This is a genomic window from Actinomadura sp. NEAU-AAG7 (assembly GCF_018603865.1).
Taxonomy (GTDB): Bacteria; Actinomycetota; Actinomycetes; order Streptosporangiales; family Streptosporangiaceae; genus Spirillospora; species Spirillospora litoris.
The window spans coordinates 56409-70339 of sequence record NZ_JAHFZY010000012.1 but is presented as its reverse complement, the minus strand read 5'-3'; the positions used below and the strand labels follow the sequence as shown (position 1 = coordinate 70339).

The window sequence follows — 13931 nt, the reverse complement described above, 5'->3', positions numbered from 1 at the left end:
ACCTTGCCCCCGAGCCCCCCGGGACGCCGCACGCCCGGCCCGGAGGCGGCCTGGTCTACCTGTCCAGGTCGTAGTGCATCAGGGACGTGTCGCCTTTTCCCTTGCCGGACCCGTTGCCCGAGTCGGGCGTGCCCGAGTCGGACGAGCCGGACGGCGTGCTCCCGAGGGAGCCCTTGCCGCCGAGCAGGGAGGCGGGATCCTCGGCGGTGCGGGTCGGGTCGCCGCCGTCGGCCCACAGGTCGGCCGGGACGTCCGTCCCTGTGCCGCCCTCCGGTTCGGCCGGGGTCTCGCCGCGCGGCTTGCCGCGCCCGCCCTTCCCGCGCGGCGCCTTGCCCAGCGCGGCCGACCCGTTGCCGGAGCCGCGCGAACCCCGCGAACCCGAACCCGACCCGGAGGCCGGGGTCACCGGAAGCCCGGAACCCGGGCTTGAGCTGGAGCTGGCGGGACTCGACCCGTTCAGCCGCGGCCTGCCCCGGTCACGCTCGGGGGGCAGCGGCGGCGGCGCCGCCGGGACGGCCTGGGTGGCGGACGCCGGACGCGGCGCCGCCGGGGTCGCGGACCGGCCCCGGCGCGGCTGGCGCCCGCGCCCGGACGCGGGGGCGAGGGGGTCCTCCCGCTCGCCCTGTTCGGGCCGCTCGCGCAGTGGCTCGCGGGAGTCCTCGGGGCGGGCGCCGCCGACCCGCACGTCGGAGGCGTGCCTGCGGCCCTGGTAGGAGCGTCCGGCGGGGAGTTCGGGCGCGCCGCCCGTGAGCTGCCCGCTGCCGAGCGCGCCCACCGGTGCCCCTCCGGCCGCGCCGCCGAGCCCTTCCGGCGGCCCGCCGGCGGGACCGCCCGCGGGCAGCGGGCCGGGGCCCACCGGACGGCGCGGACGGGCCGAGGCCCGCAGGAACGACACCACGCACGCCAGGATCACGCCGATCGCGAAGCCGATCGCGGCGTTCTGCGGGAGCTTGCTCGGCATGGGCGCCGACGGGTCGGCGGTGTCGAGGAACTGGACGCCGTCGTTGGTCTTGGACCGGGCCGACAGCAGCCCGCTCTCCTCGCCCTGGAGCTTGGTGAGCTGGTTGGCGAGCAGGCGGTAGGCGCGGCTGCCGGACTGGGTGACCTCCATGTCCTGCGTGACCTTGGTCTGGAGCGCCTTGATGCTCTTGATCTGCTCGTCCAGCTTGCCGGTGTTGGTGCTGATCGTCACGTCCTGGTACGCCTGCAGCACCGAGTTGGCGATCACCGCCGCCTCGGTCATGTTGGCGCCGGACGCGGTGACGATCACGACGCCGCCGTCGGGCTTGCTGGAGGTCTTCACCCGGCCGCGCAACTGCTCGCCGGTGAGCTTGGGGCCGCGCTTGTCCCGGACGATCTGCGCCGCCCGCGCCATCACCGGCGTGGACCCGGCGAACGCCGCCCGCTGCGCGGTGTAGGTCGCATACCCCTGGCCGGAGATGACGCCCATGCGCAGCGCGTTGTTGTTGTTCGTCGGGTCGGTGACGGCGAACCGCGCGGTGGCGGTGGCACCGCTGAACAGGATCTGCGTGGCCGCCACCGACGCCAGGAGGCAGGCCAGGACGATGATGAGGGACATCAGCCGGTAGCGCCAGACGGCCTCGACGAGGCTGATCTCCGGTGTGACGGGTGTCTGTGCTGTCATCGGGTGCTCTGGGTCCTCAGGAGGCCGGGTGCAGGGGGGACGGGGACGTCGCGGTCAGGCCGTGGACGACCTCCCGCAGGTCGCGGTGGTAGCGGTCGGCGCCGAACCGCTCGGCGGCGTCGGCGGCGGCCCGCTTGGCCATCGCCCTGGCGCCGTCCCAGTCGGCGAGCAACCGGGCGACGCCGTCGGCCAGCGCGGACGGGTCGTCCGGCGCGACGACCACGCCGTTCTCGCCGTCGGTGAAGATCTCGACCAGCCCCTGGGTCGCGCAGGCGACCACGGGCCGGCCGGCCAGCATCGCCTCGACCGCGCCGTTCCCGAAGGATTCGACGCGCGAGGGCACGACCGCGATGTCGGCCTCGGCGAAGGAGTTCCAGACCGAGGGGCGGAACCCCGCGAAGACGACGGTCCCGTCGCCGTCCGCGAGGGCCCGGAGCTCGCTCTCGAACCACTCGTAGCCTGGGTAGACGCTGCCGACCAATGTCAAGGTGACATCGTACCCGCGCTCGCGCAGGACCTGGACGGCCCGGACCGCGATGTCGGACCCCTTACGCTGCGAGAGCCGCCCCACCAGCACGATCCTGGCGGGTGGCCCCGGTTCGGAGCGCGGCGGCGCCACCTGCTCCGGCGGCGGCCCGTCCACCCCGTTGTAGATGATCCGGGTGCCGCCCTTCCCGGCGGACCCGCCGACGGCGGCGGCGCTGGCCCGGCTGTTGACGATCACCGAGCGGGCGAGCCGGAGCGGCGCGTACAGCACGGCCCGCATCGGCCTCGCCATGCCGTCCTCGGCCTCGTGCACGTGGCAGATCGCGGGCACGCGGGCGACCCGCGCGGCCAGCAGCCAGAACGGCAGCGTCACGGTGTTGACGTAGAGGGCGGCGGCGCGCTCGCGGCGCAGCAGGCGCCGGGCGCGGGGCAGGGCGCGGGCGGCGGCCGCCGCGAGCCGCAGGAGGCCGAAGGGCGTGAGGAACGCCTTGCGCAGGACGGGGACGGGCAGCACGACGATCTCGGCGCCCGCTTCGCGAAGGACGTCCGACAGCGGCCCGTCCTCCGGTAGCGTGACGATGACACGCCAGTGAGTGACGAGAGCCCGCACCGACTCGATGAACGTCCGGTCGGAGCCGTAGAGGTCGGGTGACGGATGCGCCAGCACCACCACGGACCGCGAGTCCCGTTCGGCCACTTGCCCTCCTTAGGGCGACCGCGTCCACCAGCGGCGCCACCGTTCTCGCAACCTTCAGATTAACTGTTATTCGCCCCTGGGACGTGCGGTGTCCCTTGCGCATAATCTGTGCGGATCGTAATGAAGCGTCCACAAAGAGAGCGAGGGGTCAGGGTGCGCATCGCCATGGTAGGGACCCGCGGGGTGCCGGCGCGCTACGGCGGGTTCGAGACGGCGGTGGAGGAGATCGGCCAGCGGCTCGCGGCGGGCGGCCACGAGGTCATGGTCTACTGCCGCGGCGAGCGCCACCCCGAGCCGGAGTACCTCGGGATGCGGCTCATCTACCTCCCGGCGATCGAGAAGAAGGTCGCCGAGACGCTCAGCCACACCGGCCTGTCGGTGCTGCACGCCTTCCGGGGCAAGATCGCCCGCGAGGGCGCCGACGTCGCGCTGCTGTTCAACGCGGCGAACGCGCCGCTGCTGCCGGTGCTGCGGACGCTGCGGATCCCGGTGGCCACGCACGTGGACGGCCTGGAGTGGAAGCGCACGAAGTGGAGCGGTACAGGCCAGCGCTACTACCGCGCCGCCGAGTCGATGGCCGTCCGGTGGTCGGACGCGCTGATCGCCGACGCCGCCGGCATCCAGGACTACTACCGCGAGAAGTTCGGCGCCGAGTCGGTGTTCATCCCCTACGGCGCGCCGATCCTCGCCGCGACCGACACCGCCAAGCTCGCCGCCGCGGGCTATGAGCCGGGCGGGTTTCACCTGGTCGTGGCCCGGTTCGAGCCGGAGAACCACGTCCATGTGGCGGTGGAGGGCTACCGGCGCAGCGGCGCGCGCAAGCCGCTGGTCGTCGTCGGCTCGGCGCCCTACGCCGACGAGTACACGGCCCAGGTGAAGGAGCTGGCGGGCGACGACCCGCGCATCACCTTCCTCGGCGGCGTGTGGGACCAGGACCTCCTGGACGCCCTCTACGCGGGCGCGCTGACCTACGTCCACGGGCACTCGGTCGGCGGGACGAACCCGTCGCTGCTGCGCGCGATGGGCGCCGGGGCGTCGGTGCTCGCCTTCGACGTCAACTTCAACCGCGAGGTGCTCGGCGAGGAGGCGGGGCGCTTCTTCGGCGACCCGGCGGAGCTGGCGAAGCGGATCGAGGAGGCCGAGGCCGACCCGGGCGGCGCGGCCGACCGGGGCGACGCGGCGCGCAAGCGGGCCTCCGAGCGCTACGTCTGGGACGACGTGGCCGCCGCCTACGAGCGGCTCTGCCTCGACCTGGTCGAGCGCAGGCTCACCCGCAAGACCGTGCGCCCGAAGTGATCGCGCGCGAACCGAACCGTGGGAGAGGCGGAGCGTGAGATGTCCACTACTGGACAGGGGTTCGTCCGGCCGAGCATGGGGACCCGCAACGTCCTCGTCCCGGCGCGGTCGCGGCGCGGCGCGCTCGCGGGCATATCGCTGATCACCCGTTCCAAGCCGGCGGCGCTGGCGGCGCAGTGGGCGCTGTACGGAGCGGTGGCCGCGTTCGGGCCGCGCGCCGTCCCCGGCCCGAGGGTCGCCTGGGAGCCGCCGGGCGGCCGGGAGCGCTGGGAGGCCCTGCGCGCGCGGGTGGGGACGTTCGATGACCTGGCCCTCTACGAGCGTCCGCAGGCGTCCAGGACGGGCCTCGCGGCCGTGCTGCTGCGCGCGGGCAGGCCGACGGGGTTCCTCAAGCTCCGCGAGGAGCCGGGCGAGCTGGACCGCGAGGAGCGGGCCCTGTCGGCGTTCCCCGAGGGCCGCGCCGAGGGCTTCCGGGTGCCGCGCGTGCTCGACCGGGGCGAGACCGCCGGGTGGCACTGGATGGTCATCGAGGCGATGCCGCCCCGGCCCGCCCGCCCGGTCCGGGGGGTCGAGCTGGAGCCGCTGCTCGGCGACCTCCAGCGGCGGCTGAAGGACGTCCTGCCGCGCACGGCCGAGATCCCGCCGCACTGGGTGCCGATGCACGGCGACCTCACCGCGTGGAACCTGCGCCGCTGCGGCCCGGGGCTCCCGTGGCTGATCGACTGGGAGGACGCGGCGTGGGCGCCGCCGGGCGCGGACGTCGTCTACTACGAGGCGACGCGCGTCGCGGTGTTCGGCAAGCCGTCCTCGCCGGACGCCGGGAGGGGCCACGCGGAGGCGGCCGAGTTCTGGCTGAAGCGGGTGGCGCTGCGCTCCGACGGCGACCACGACGCGCCGCTGAAGGCCCGGCTGAGCGAGGTCCTGCGGTCGATGAACCCGCACGGCCGCCCCTGAGCACGGCCCGCCCCCGAGCACGGCCGCCCATGGCCGTGGTACACGAAAAGCGCGCCCCGGCGGGATCGCCGGGGCGCGCCTCGCGTTCGTGCCGGAGGTCAGCCCACCGACGGGGACGCGGCGCTGGTGAGCGTGTTGCCCAGCGGGTCCTTCACGCGGATCCGGTAGGTGTGCTTGCCCTTCGGCGCCTTGGCGTCGGTGAAGGTCAGGCTCGGCCGGTTCCAGAACGTGGAGTCCTTCTTCAGCGTGCCGACCGCCGTGGTGCCGCTGTCACGCAGGACCTCGTAGGTGAGGGCCTCGTTGTCCTGGTCCCAGGTGGACTTCCACGAGACCCGGATGCCCAGCGTGGTCTTGGCCGCGGTCGGCGCGGCCAGGTCGGCCTTCACCGGGCCGGTCTTGTTCGGCGCCTTGGCCTTGAGCGCGAACCGGACGAGCCCCTGCTGCGCCTTCCCGTTCACCTTCGGGAACTCGCCGCCCATCGCCACGTAGGTGGCGTTGCCGGTGACCGCCCAGGCGGCCTGGGACTGGCCGGTGAACGTCCCCGCCGTCAGGGTCGGGAACCAGTGCAGCAGGCTCGGGATCGGCTGGTTGCGGTAGTTGCTGTTCGCGCCGGGCGGGGCGTGGTCGGTGCCCGTCGCGGCCTTGGTCTCGGCGAGCGCCCGGTGCCAGGTCTGCGGCTTGGTCTCGGGGAACGCGCCCAGCGACTCGCAGGCGTGCGCGTGCGACACGCTGTAGACGGCCGACCCCTGCGCGTACATGCCGTAGGTGGCGCCGTAGCAGTTGTCGAGCCAGACCAGGTCGCCCGTGGCGGCCTTGGCGGCGAAGCGCCCGTCGAACCAGTGGCCGCCCTCGCCGTCCGCCGCGCCGTAGACGGTGTCGCCGTCCACGAACAGGTCGGTGACGTAGGAGAAGTGCTTGTTGTCCTGCTTGGTGGGGATCGGGCGGCTGCTCCACGCGGCGGACGCGCCGCTGGTGGTGTTGACCGCGCCGATGCCGACGTGGGCGGCGCCGTTGAGCTGCTGGAACCGGCCGCCGATCAGCACCCGCTCGTTGCCGGGCGCCATCGCGAGCGCGAACACCTCGTTGTCGTCGGCGGTCGGGCGCCAGGTGTTGTCGTTGTCGCCGTCGGAGGCGTTCACGGCGGCCAGGCGCGTCCGGGACTTGCCGTTGACGTTGAAGAAGTTGCCGCCGAAGTAGACCTTGGAGTTCGTCGCGGCGATGCCCCGGACGATGTTGGACACCTTCGGGTCGAACGCGTCGACGAGCTTGCCGGTCGCGGTGTCGAACGCGGCGAGGCGGCTGTGCGCCTTGCCGTCGACCGCGGTGAACTCGCCGCCGACGTAGACGCGCTTGCCGTCGGGCGAGGCGACGATGCGCAGGCCCTGGCCGTTCAGCGAGTGGGCGAAGGAGGTGACGAGGTTGCCGGTGGTGAGGTCGAAGGCGAGGATGTTGCCGCGCGCGACCTCCTTGGCGTTGCCGGGCGCGGTGCCCGGCGGGCGCGCCTTGCTGAAGTTGCCGGTCGCGTAGACGGTGTTGCCGACCGTGGTCATGCTCCACACGACGCCGTTGACCTGCCACGTGGGCAGCGGGTCGGCGCTCACGGTGGCGGGCGTCCCGGACGGGGGCGCGGTGTCGGCGCCGGCGGTCGCCGCCGGCATGATCGACGCGCCTGCGAGCGTGAGGGTGGCGGTGGCCGCGAGACCGGCGCGCACGCTCGTCCGGCGCCGTCGCGATTGAGCTCCCACGAGTCGGTTCCCCTTGCACTGAAAACCCCTGTGGCCCCTACGGCCACGCTGGATCTGGAGAGCTTAGCGGTCGCCCCGTCCGCGGCATCGGACAACCGATGAAATCGTGACCGAATTCATGGAACGCAAGAGTTCCCCGCGCGCCACGCCCGATGTCATTGTCCAACGCCATAAAGAAAGTGCCCCGGAGTGTAAACCCCGGGGCACTTTCACGCGTCACCGTTTCCGATCACGCGGACCGGTTCAGCCGGTGGCGCGGACCGCCACCAGATCGTCCACCGACGCGACGACGGGCGCGTTGGTGGAGTTGCCCGCGAGATAGGCCCACACTCCGAGGGCGCCGGCGGTCTGCAACTCGGCGGTGGAGTCGGTGCCGGTGAGCTGCCAGTCGGGCTCGGCCGCGCCGTCCGCCCAGACCTTGGCCTTCAGCGTCGTGGGCGAGGTGCCCGTCACCTGGAGCCTGACGTGCAGCGGCCTGCCCGCCTCGTAGGCCACGCCCGCGACGGTCTGCTCCGCGGCGACGTCGGTCTCGGCGTTCCCCGCGGCGGTGCGGCTGAGCTTGAGCGACACCGCGCCGCTCGGCCGCAGCCGGACCCGCGCCCGGTAGTCGGCGCTCCCGACCCGGCGCCCGATGGGCGAGACGTAGACGCCGTTGCCGGTGCCCTCCTTGTCGAGCGCCACCGTGAACGTCAGGTCGGTGCCGGCCGAGGACACGCCGTTGAGGTAGCCGCCGCCGCTGTTGCCGGGGGCGCCGAGCGCGATCTGCCCGGTGCCGCCCACCGACAGGACGCCGCCGGAGCCGTTGCGGGTCCAGGCGCCGCCGGAGTCGGCGTCGCCCCAGCCTCCGGTGACGGTGCGGCCGAACGCGTCGGCCGCCAGCGTCGCGGAGGTGACCGTGACCGGGTGCGAGACCTCGGCGGACGCGCCCTGGTCGTCGGTCGCCCTCAGCTTGACGGTGTAGGTGCCCGCCGTCGCGTAGGTGTGGGACGGCTTGGCGCCCTCACCGGTCTTTCCGTCCCCGAAGTCCCACGCGTAGCCCGCGACGGTCCCGTCGGTGTCGGCCGACCCCGAGCCGTCGAACGCGCAGGCGAGCTGGTCGCAGGACGAGGTGAACGCGGCCGTCGGCGGCTTGTTCGGCTGGATGCCGCCGGTGCCGAGGCCGTGGTGCCGGGTGATCTCGGCGGCGGTCAGCGCGCGGGGGTAGACGGCGACCTCGTCCAGCGTCCCGTTCAGGAAGTCGCTGGACGGCTTGGCCGGCCATCCGGTGGTGTTGTCGCCGCCGACGCGCCAGTAGCCCGCGTACGCCTCGGCGGTCTTCACCGAGGCGTCGGCGGCCTTCTGCTGGCCGTCCACGTACAGCTTGAGCCCGGCGTCGGCGTCGAGCGTGCCGGCGACGTGGTGCCACTTGCCGTCGTTCAGCCCGGCGGCGCTCTGGATCGTCTTGGCCGATCCGGGGTAGACGCCGAGGACGGCCCGCCCGTCGTTGGTCATGTACAGGTGGCGGTCGTACCGGGTGCTGAGCCCGGACGCGGCGCTCCCGTACCCGACGATCTTCCCGCCGGTCTTGGACGTGGTCTTCACCCACGCCTCGATGCTGAAGTTCTGCGGGGCGGCGGCCGCGCCGCTGGCGGCCGTCCCGGTGGAGGTGCCGCCGAACTTCACCGCGCGGTCGGGGTCACCGGAGATCGCGCCGGTCTGGGACCGGGTCACGCCGGAGCCGAACGTGAGGTCGTTCCCGCCCACGTAGTCGTAGCCGGGTCCGCTGCTCTCGCCGAGGCGCCAGTACGCGCTCGGGCCGTCGCCGCCGATCTCGCCGGAGTAGGGGCCGGGCGTGCCGGCGGCCGTCGCCGGGGCGGACGCGGCGCTGGTCACGCGGTTGCCCGTCGAGTCCACCGCGCGGATCTTGTAGGTGTGGGCCCCGGCGGGCGCGGTCCGGTCGACGAACGCGGCGGACGGCTGGTTCCAGAACGTGGACGCCTTCTCGACCGAGCCGACGGGCGTGGTGCCGTCGTCGCGGAGCACCTCGTACTTGAGGGACGCGTTGTCCATGTCCCAGGTGGTCTTCCAGCCCAGGCGGACGCTGCCGTCGGGGAGGGCCTTGGCCGTGGGGGTGCCCATCTCCCCGTTCAGCGGTCCGGTCTTGTTCGGGGCCTTGGCCTTGAGCGCGAACCGGACGAGCCCCTGCTGCGCCTTCCCGTTCACCCTGGGGAACTCGCCGCCCATCGCGACGAAGTCGTCATTGCCCGTCACGGCCCAGGCGGCCTGGGACTGGCCGGTGAACGTCCCCGGCGTCAGGGTCGGGAACCAGTGCAGCAGGCTCGGGATCGGCTGCCCGCTGTAGTTGCTGTTGGCGCCCGGCGGCGCCTTGTCGGTGCCGGTCGGGAACGTCGTCTCGGCGAGCGCCCGCTGCCAGCTCTGCGGCCTGGTCTCGGGGAACGCGCCCAGCGAGGCGCAGTCGTGGGCGTGCGAGACGCTGTAGACCGACTGGCCCTGGACGAACATGCCGTAGGTGGCGCCGTAGCAGTTGTCGAGCCAGACCAGGTCGCCCGTGGCGGCCTTGGCGGCGAAGCGCCCGTCGAACCAGTGGCCGCCCTCGCCGTCCGCCGCGCCGTAGACGGTGTCGCCCGCGACGTACAGGTCGGTGACGTAGGAGAAGTGGGTGCTGTCCTGCTTGGTGGGGATCGGGCGGCTGCTCCAGGCCACCGACGCCCCGTCGGTGGTGTTCACCGCGCCGATGCCGACGCGCGCCGCACCGTTGATCTTCTGGAACCGGCCGCCGATGACGACCCGGTCCCCGCTCGGCGCCATGGCCAGCGCGAACACCTCGTTGTCGTCGGCCGTCGGGCGCCAGGTGTCGTCGTTGGCCCCGTTGGAGGCGTTCACGGCCGCCAGGCGCGTCCGGGACTTGCCGTTGACGTTGAAGAAGTTGCCGCCGAAGTAGACCTTGGAGTTCGTCGCGGCGATGCCCCGCACGATCGAGGACACCTGCGGCGCGAAGCCCTCGTCGAGCGCGCCGGTGGCGGTGTCGAACGCGGCGAGGCGGGCCCGCGGCTTGCCGTCCACCTGGGTGAACTCGCCGCCGACGTAGACGCGCCTGCCGTCGGGCGAGGCCGCGACCCGCAGGCCCTGGCCGTTCAGCGCGTGGTCGAAGGAGGTGATCAGGTCGCCGGTCGCGAGGTCGAACGCCAGGATGTTCGAGCGTGCCACCTCCCGCGTGTCGCCCTCGGCGGTGCCCGGCGGGCGCGCCTTGCTGAAGTCGCCGGTCGCGTAGACCGTGCCACCGACCGTGACCATGCTCCACACCACACCGTTGACCTGCCAGGTCGGCAGCGGGTCGGCGCTGACCGTCGGCGGCGTCCCCGAGGGCGGGTCGATGTCGGCGGCGGCCCCGGGGGCCGGCACGGCGGACAGCCCCAGCAGCGCCGCCGAAAGGGCGGTCGCGGCGGCCGTCGCCGTTCTCCGTACGCGCGGCACACGCCAATGCGAAGGTAGAGGTCTCATCGGGTGCATCCCTGCCAATCCACACCAATCCGCTCCCATGACCCCCACGGTCACGCGAGTAAAGGCAGAGTAACCGAGTCGCCATGTCTAGACTGGTCAGCCCCCGGTCGGCCGCATCCGCGACCGGCCCCGCGCGCTTGAATCTTCCAGCCGGACCATTCTTACGAGGAGAACCGCATGTCCGATCGCGGACCACGTCCGCCCCGGCGGCGTCAGGGGCGCCGCCTCACCGCGGCGGCGGGCGTGGCGCTGGCCGCCGCGCTGGCGCTGACCGGATGCGGCGGGGGCGGGGACAAGAAGTCGGGGAAGGCCAAGCCCCCGCCGCCGCCCAGCACCCAGCCGGAGGCGGAGGTCAACGCCGCGCCCGGGTCGCTGGACCTGAAGTCCTCGGCGGGCCTGCGCAAGCCGGTCACCTACGACGACAAGATCACCGTCAAGGTCGGCGGGATCCGCTACGTCAGGAACAAGGTGAGCGGCCCCGGTCAGATCGCCGGACGGGTCCTCACGATCTTCACGCTGAGCTTCTCCAACGGCTCGGCCAAGCCGCTCGACCTCAACCAGGTGCGCGTCGTGGCCAGATACGGCCCGGCCAAGACCGAGGCGCGGCCGACGTCCTACGCCAACATCAACGACTTCTACGGCTCGGTGCCGCCCGGCAAGGACAAGCGGGCCTCCTACGCCTTCGACATCCCGACCTCGGGGTACAAGTCGGTCTCGCTCGGGGTCAAGTTCGACGCCCGGCACAAGGCGGCGCTGTTCGTGGGGACGCTGCACCCCTGACGGGACGCCCGGCGAGGGCGCGCGGCGCGGTGCGGGAGTGGCCGCACGGGCCCGTGGTCGGTACTTTCGTAGGTCAGGACTTATCCGGGGGTGAGGTCGCGCCATGCCGAACATTCCGCACCGGGCGACGCTCGCCGGGGTGCTCGCGCTGCCGCTGATCGTGGGCGCCGGGTTCCTCGGCTGGCGGGCTCCCCAGTCGAACGACCGCGGGCACGGGGTCGCCCCCCCGACCGCGCCGGCCGGGTCGCTGCCGGTCGGCGGCACGTCCTACAAGGTCCCGAAGGGGGCGCTGTTCGTCTCGCCGTCCGGCGACGACGGCGCGCAGGGCACCCGCGAGCACCCGCTGCGCAGCCTCGGCAGGGCCGTCGCCAGGGCGGGCTCCGGCGGCACGGTCGTGCTGCGCGGCGGCGTCTACCACGAGAGCGTCGACGTGCCGAGGGGCAAGCGGCTGACGATCCAGTCCTTCCCCCGCGAGGCCGTCTGGTTCGACGGGAGCTCGCTCGTGACCGGCTGGCGGGCCGACGGCTCCGCCTGGGCGCGCGACGGCTGGACGACGCGGTTCGACTCCAGCCCCACCTACACCAAGGGCGCGCGGCCGAGCGACAAGGCCGACTTCCGGTTCGTCTCGCCCGAGCACCCGATGGCCGCCCACCCCGACCAGCTCTGGGTGGACGGCGTCCGGCAGGAGCAGGTCGCCTCGCGCGGCCAGGTCAAGCCCGGCACGTTCTTCGTGGACGAGGGCGCCTCCCGCCTCTACATGGGCTCCGACCCGCGCGGGCGCAACGTCCGCGCCAGCACGCTCGGCATCGCCGTCACGATCGACGGCGAGGGCAGCACGCTGCGCGGCATCGGCTTCCGCCGCTACGGCACCGCGCTGCCCGACATCGGCATGGTCCGGGTCACCGCGCCGAGGATCACGGTCGAGAACGTGACGACCACCGAGTCCGCCACGACCGGCCTCACCGTGGTCGCCGCGCACGCCCGCGTCCGGCGGCTGACCAGCTCGCGCAACGGGCTCCTCGGGGTCCACGCCAACACCGCCGACGACCTGCGCCTGGAGTCGGTGCTGCTGGACCACAACAACCGCGAGCGGTTCAAGTACTCGCCGGTCTCGGGCGGCTTCAAGATCACCCGGTCCCGGACGGTCGCGGTGGTCGGCAGCACGATCACCGACAACCTCGGCAAGGGCCTGTGGATCGACGAGTCCGTCCGCGACATCACGATCACCGGCGACCGGATCCTGCGCAACGCCCACCACGGCGTCTCGCTGGAGCTGAGCGCGCGGGCGCTGGTCGCGGGCAACGTGATCAGCGGGAACGCCGGCGACGGCCTGAAGGTCAACAACACCTCCGACGTCCGGATCTGGAACAACTCCATGTCCGGCAACGGCCGCACGCTCGGCCTCGACCAGGACCCGCGCCGCCCGGACGACCCGTCCGTGCCCGGCCGCGACCCCCGGCAGAAGACCCCGGACCCGGCGATGACCTGGCGGGTCGAGAAGATCAGCATCAGCAACAACACGTTCGCGGACGCCCGTCCGGGCACCCCGTGCCTGCTGTGCGTGGCCGACCACACCGGCAAGCGCGACGCCGGGCGGATGGGCATCACCGTCAACGGCAACCTCTACGTCCGGCGGAGCGCCTCGAACCCCCGCACGCTGATCATGTGGTCGAACCGGCCCTTCGGCGCCCTTGACCGGTTCCGGTCGGCGACCGGTCAGGAGGCGAGGGGCGCCGCCCACGACGGCGGGACCGGCGCGAGCCCGGAGGGGGCCCTCGACCCGGCCATCGCCGCCCGCGCCAACACGGCCACGGCCCTGCCCCTGCCCGCCGACATCGCCAAGCTCCTCGGCCGCCCGGCGGGCACCCGCCACGTGGGCGCGTTCTTCTAGGCGCCCGGCCGCTCAGGGGCGGGAGTTCACGGGCGGGTCCAGGGGAAGGTTCGGCCGAGCAGTTCCTCCAGGTCGGCGTTGAAGGGCGCGTAGTGCTCGGCGAGCTGCTGCCGGGTGTGGGGGCTCAGCTCCTGGCTGGGCGCGGCGTTCCACACCTTGACCGCCGACGGCGGCAGCGGCGCCGGGTCGAGGCCGAGGAAGCGCGCGACCCCGTCGACGGCCGTCTGGGGGTCGGCGTAGAACTCCTCCGCCGCGACGACGTGGACCCGCTCCGCCGGGAAGTGCTCCATCCAGCGCCGCAGGTGCGGGGCGTACTCGCCCTGCGCGCGGTAGGACTGCTGCTCGTGGGCGTAGCTGAGGTAGCCGGGCTCGGAGACGATCCGCGCCTCCTCGCCCTTCAGCCGGTCGTTCTCGGCGGCGAGGGCCTCCTCGAAGGAGGGGAGGTCCTCGGCGTTCTGCCGGCGCCGCTCCCGGTAGTGCGAGAACGCCCGCTCGATCGGGTCGCGCAGGACGAGCAGGATCCGCGCCTCCGGGACGTCGCGCCCCGCGCGCTCGGCGGCGAGCGGGTGGAACAGGTAGTAGGGCGACCCCTCCCCCACGACCTTGCCCGAGCGGCGCGCCGACGCGGGGAAGTGCGACCGGTACCAGGCGCTGCCCTTGTCGTAGTGGGAGTCGAAGTAGTGGACGCCCTTGGTGTGGTTGTTCTTGGGCAGCAGCCGCGCGTTCGGGAACAGGGGCATCACCCGGGGATGCTCCAGTAGCGTGTAGTACATCGACGTCGATCCGCCGCGCTTCGCGCCGATCAGCAGGAAGTCGGGGCCGGGGCGCAGGGCGGCGGTGCCCATGCCGTACCCGCGGATCACACTTCGGCCCGCGGACACGACCGGGCCCGGCAACGTCGCTCGATTCACAGCGGACAGGTTACCGGCCCGCCGC

The 13931-nt window shown here is 73.3% G+C and carries 9 protein-coding genes; 4 read left to right on the top strand and 5 right to left on the bottom strand.

Annotated features, from left to right (window positions below; translation table 11 throughout):
• Nucleotides 1-55: 55 nt before the first annotated feature.
• Entirely contained in the window at nt 56-1645 is a 1590-nt protein-coding gene (locus tag KLI87_RS37850) for a hypothetical protein (protein WP_156219084.1), read from the bottom strand.
• Nucleotides 1646-1661: 16 nt separating this feature from the next.
• A complete protein-coding gene (locus KLI87_RS37845) occupies nt 1662-2828 on the bottom strand; it encodes a glycosyltransferase family 4 protein (protein ID WP_308166521.1) in 1167 nt (388 codons plus the stop codon).
• A 165-nt stretch (nt 2829-2993) separates the two neighbouring features.
• Between KLI87_RS37845 and KLI87_RS37840 the strand changes: the two genes are divergently transcribed.
• Together KLI87_RS37840 and KLI87_RS37835 are read left to right on the top strand one after the other, a co-directional pair.
• The gene (locus tag KLI87_RS37840) at nt 2994-4124 is read left to right on the top strand and encodes a DUF1972 domain-containing protein (protein WP_214620850.1); all 1131 of its coding nucleotides are present in this window, start codon (nt 2994-2996) and stop codon (nt 4122-4124) included.
• A 39-nt stretch (nt 4125-4163) separates the two neighbouring features.
• Nucleotides 4164-5078, top strand: coding sequence for a phosphotransferase (locus tag KLI87_RS37835; RefSeq protein WP_214620849.1), 915 nt, complete (start codon nt 4164-4166; stop codon nt 5076-5078).
• A gap of 98 nt (nt 5079-5176) precedes the next feature.
• Here KLI87_RS37835 and KLI87_RS37830 read toward each other — a convergent pair whose 3' ends face one another.
• Complete coding sequence (locus KLI87_RS37830) at nt 5177-6823, bottom strand: hypothetical protein (protein WP_156219087.1); 1647 nt, start codon at nt 6821-6823, stop codon at nt 5177-5179.
• A 243-nt stretch (nt 6824-7066) separates the two neighbouring features.
• Nucleotides 7067-10297: a LamG-like jellyroll fold domain-containing protein gene (locus tag KLI87_RS41785; protein ID WP_308166519.1), complete on the bottom strand. Its 3231-nt coding sequence runs from the start codon at nt 10295-10297 to the stop codon at nt 7067-7069.
• 204 nt (nt 10298-10501) lie between these two features.
• Here KLI87_RS41785 and KLI87_RS37820 point away from each other — a divergent pair, with 204 nt between their 5' ends.
• Both KLI87_RS37820 and KLI87_RS37815 read left to right on the top strand, forming a co-directional pair.
• Nucleotides 10502-11104, top strand: coding sequence for a hypothetical protein (locus KLI87_RS37820; protein WP_156219089.1), 603 nt, complete (start codon nt 10502-10504; stop codon nt 11102-11104).
• Between the two features lie 103 nt (nt 11105-11207).
• Nucleotides 11208-12995, top strand: coding sequence for a right-handed parallel beta-helix repeat-containing protein (locus KLI87_RS37815; protein ID WP_156219090.1), 1788 nt, complete (start codon nt 11208-11210; stop codon nt 12993-12995).
• 26 nt (nt 12996-13021) lie between these two features.
• Here the strand turns inward: KLI87_RS37815 and KLI87_RS37810 are convergent, their stop codons facing one another.
• Complete coding sequence (locus tag KLI87_RS37810) at nt 13022-13840, bottom strand: sulfotransferase (protein ID WP_214620848.1); 819 nt, start codon at nt 13838-13840, stop codon at nt 13022-13024.
• Nucleotides 13841-13931: the final 91 nt, after the last annotated feature.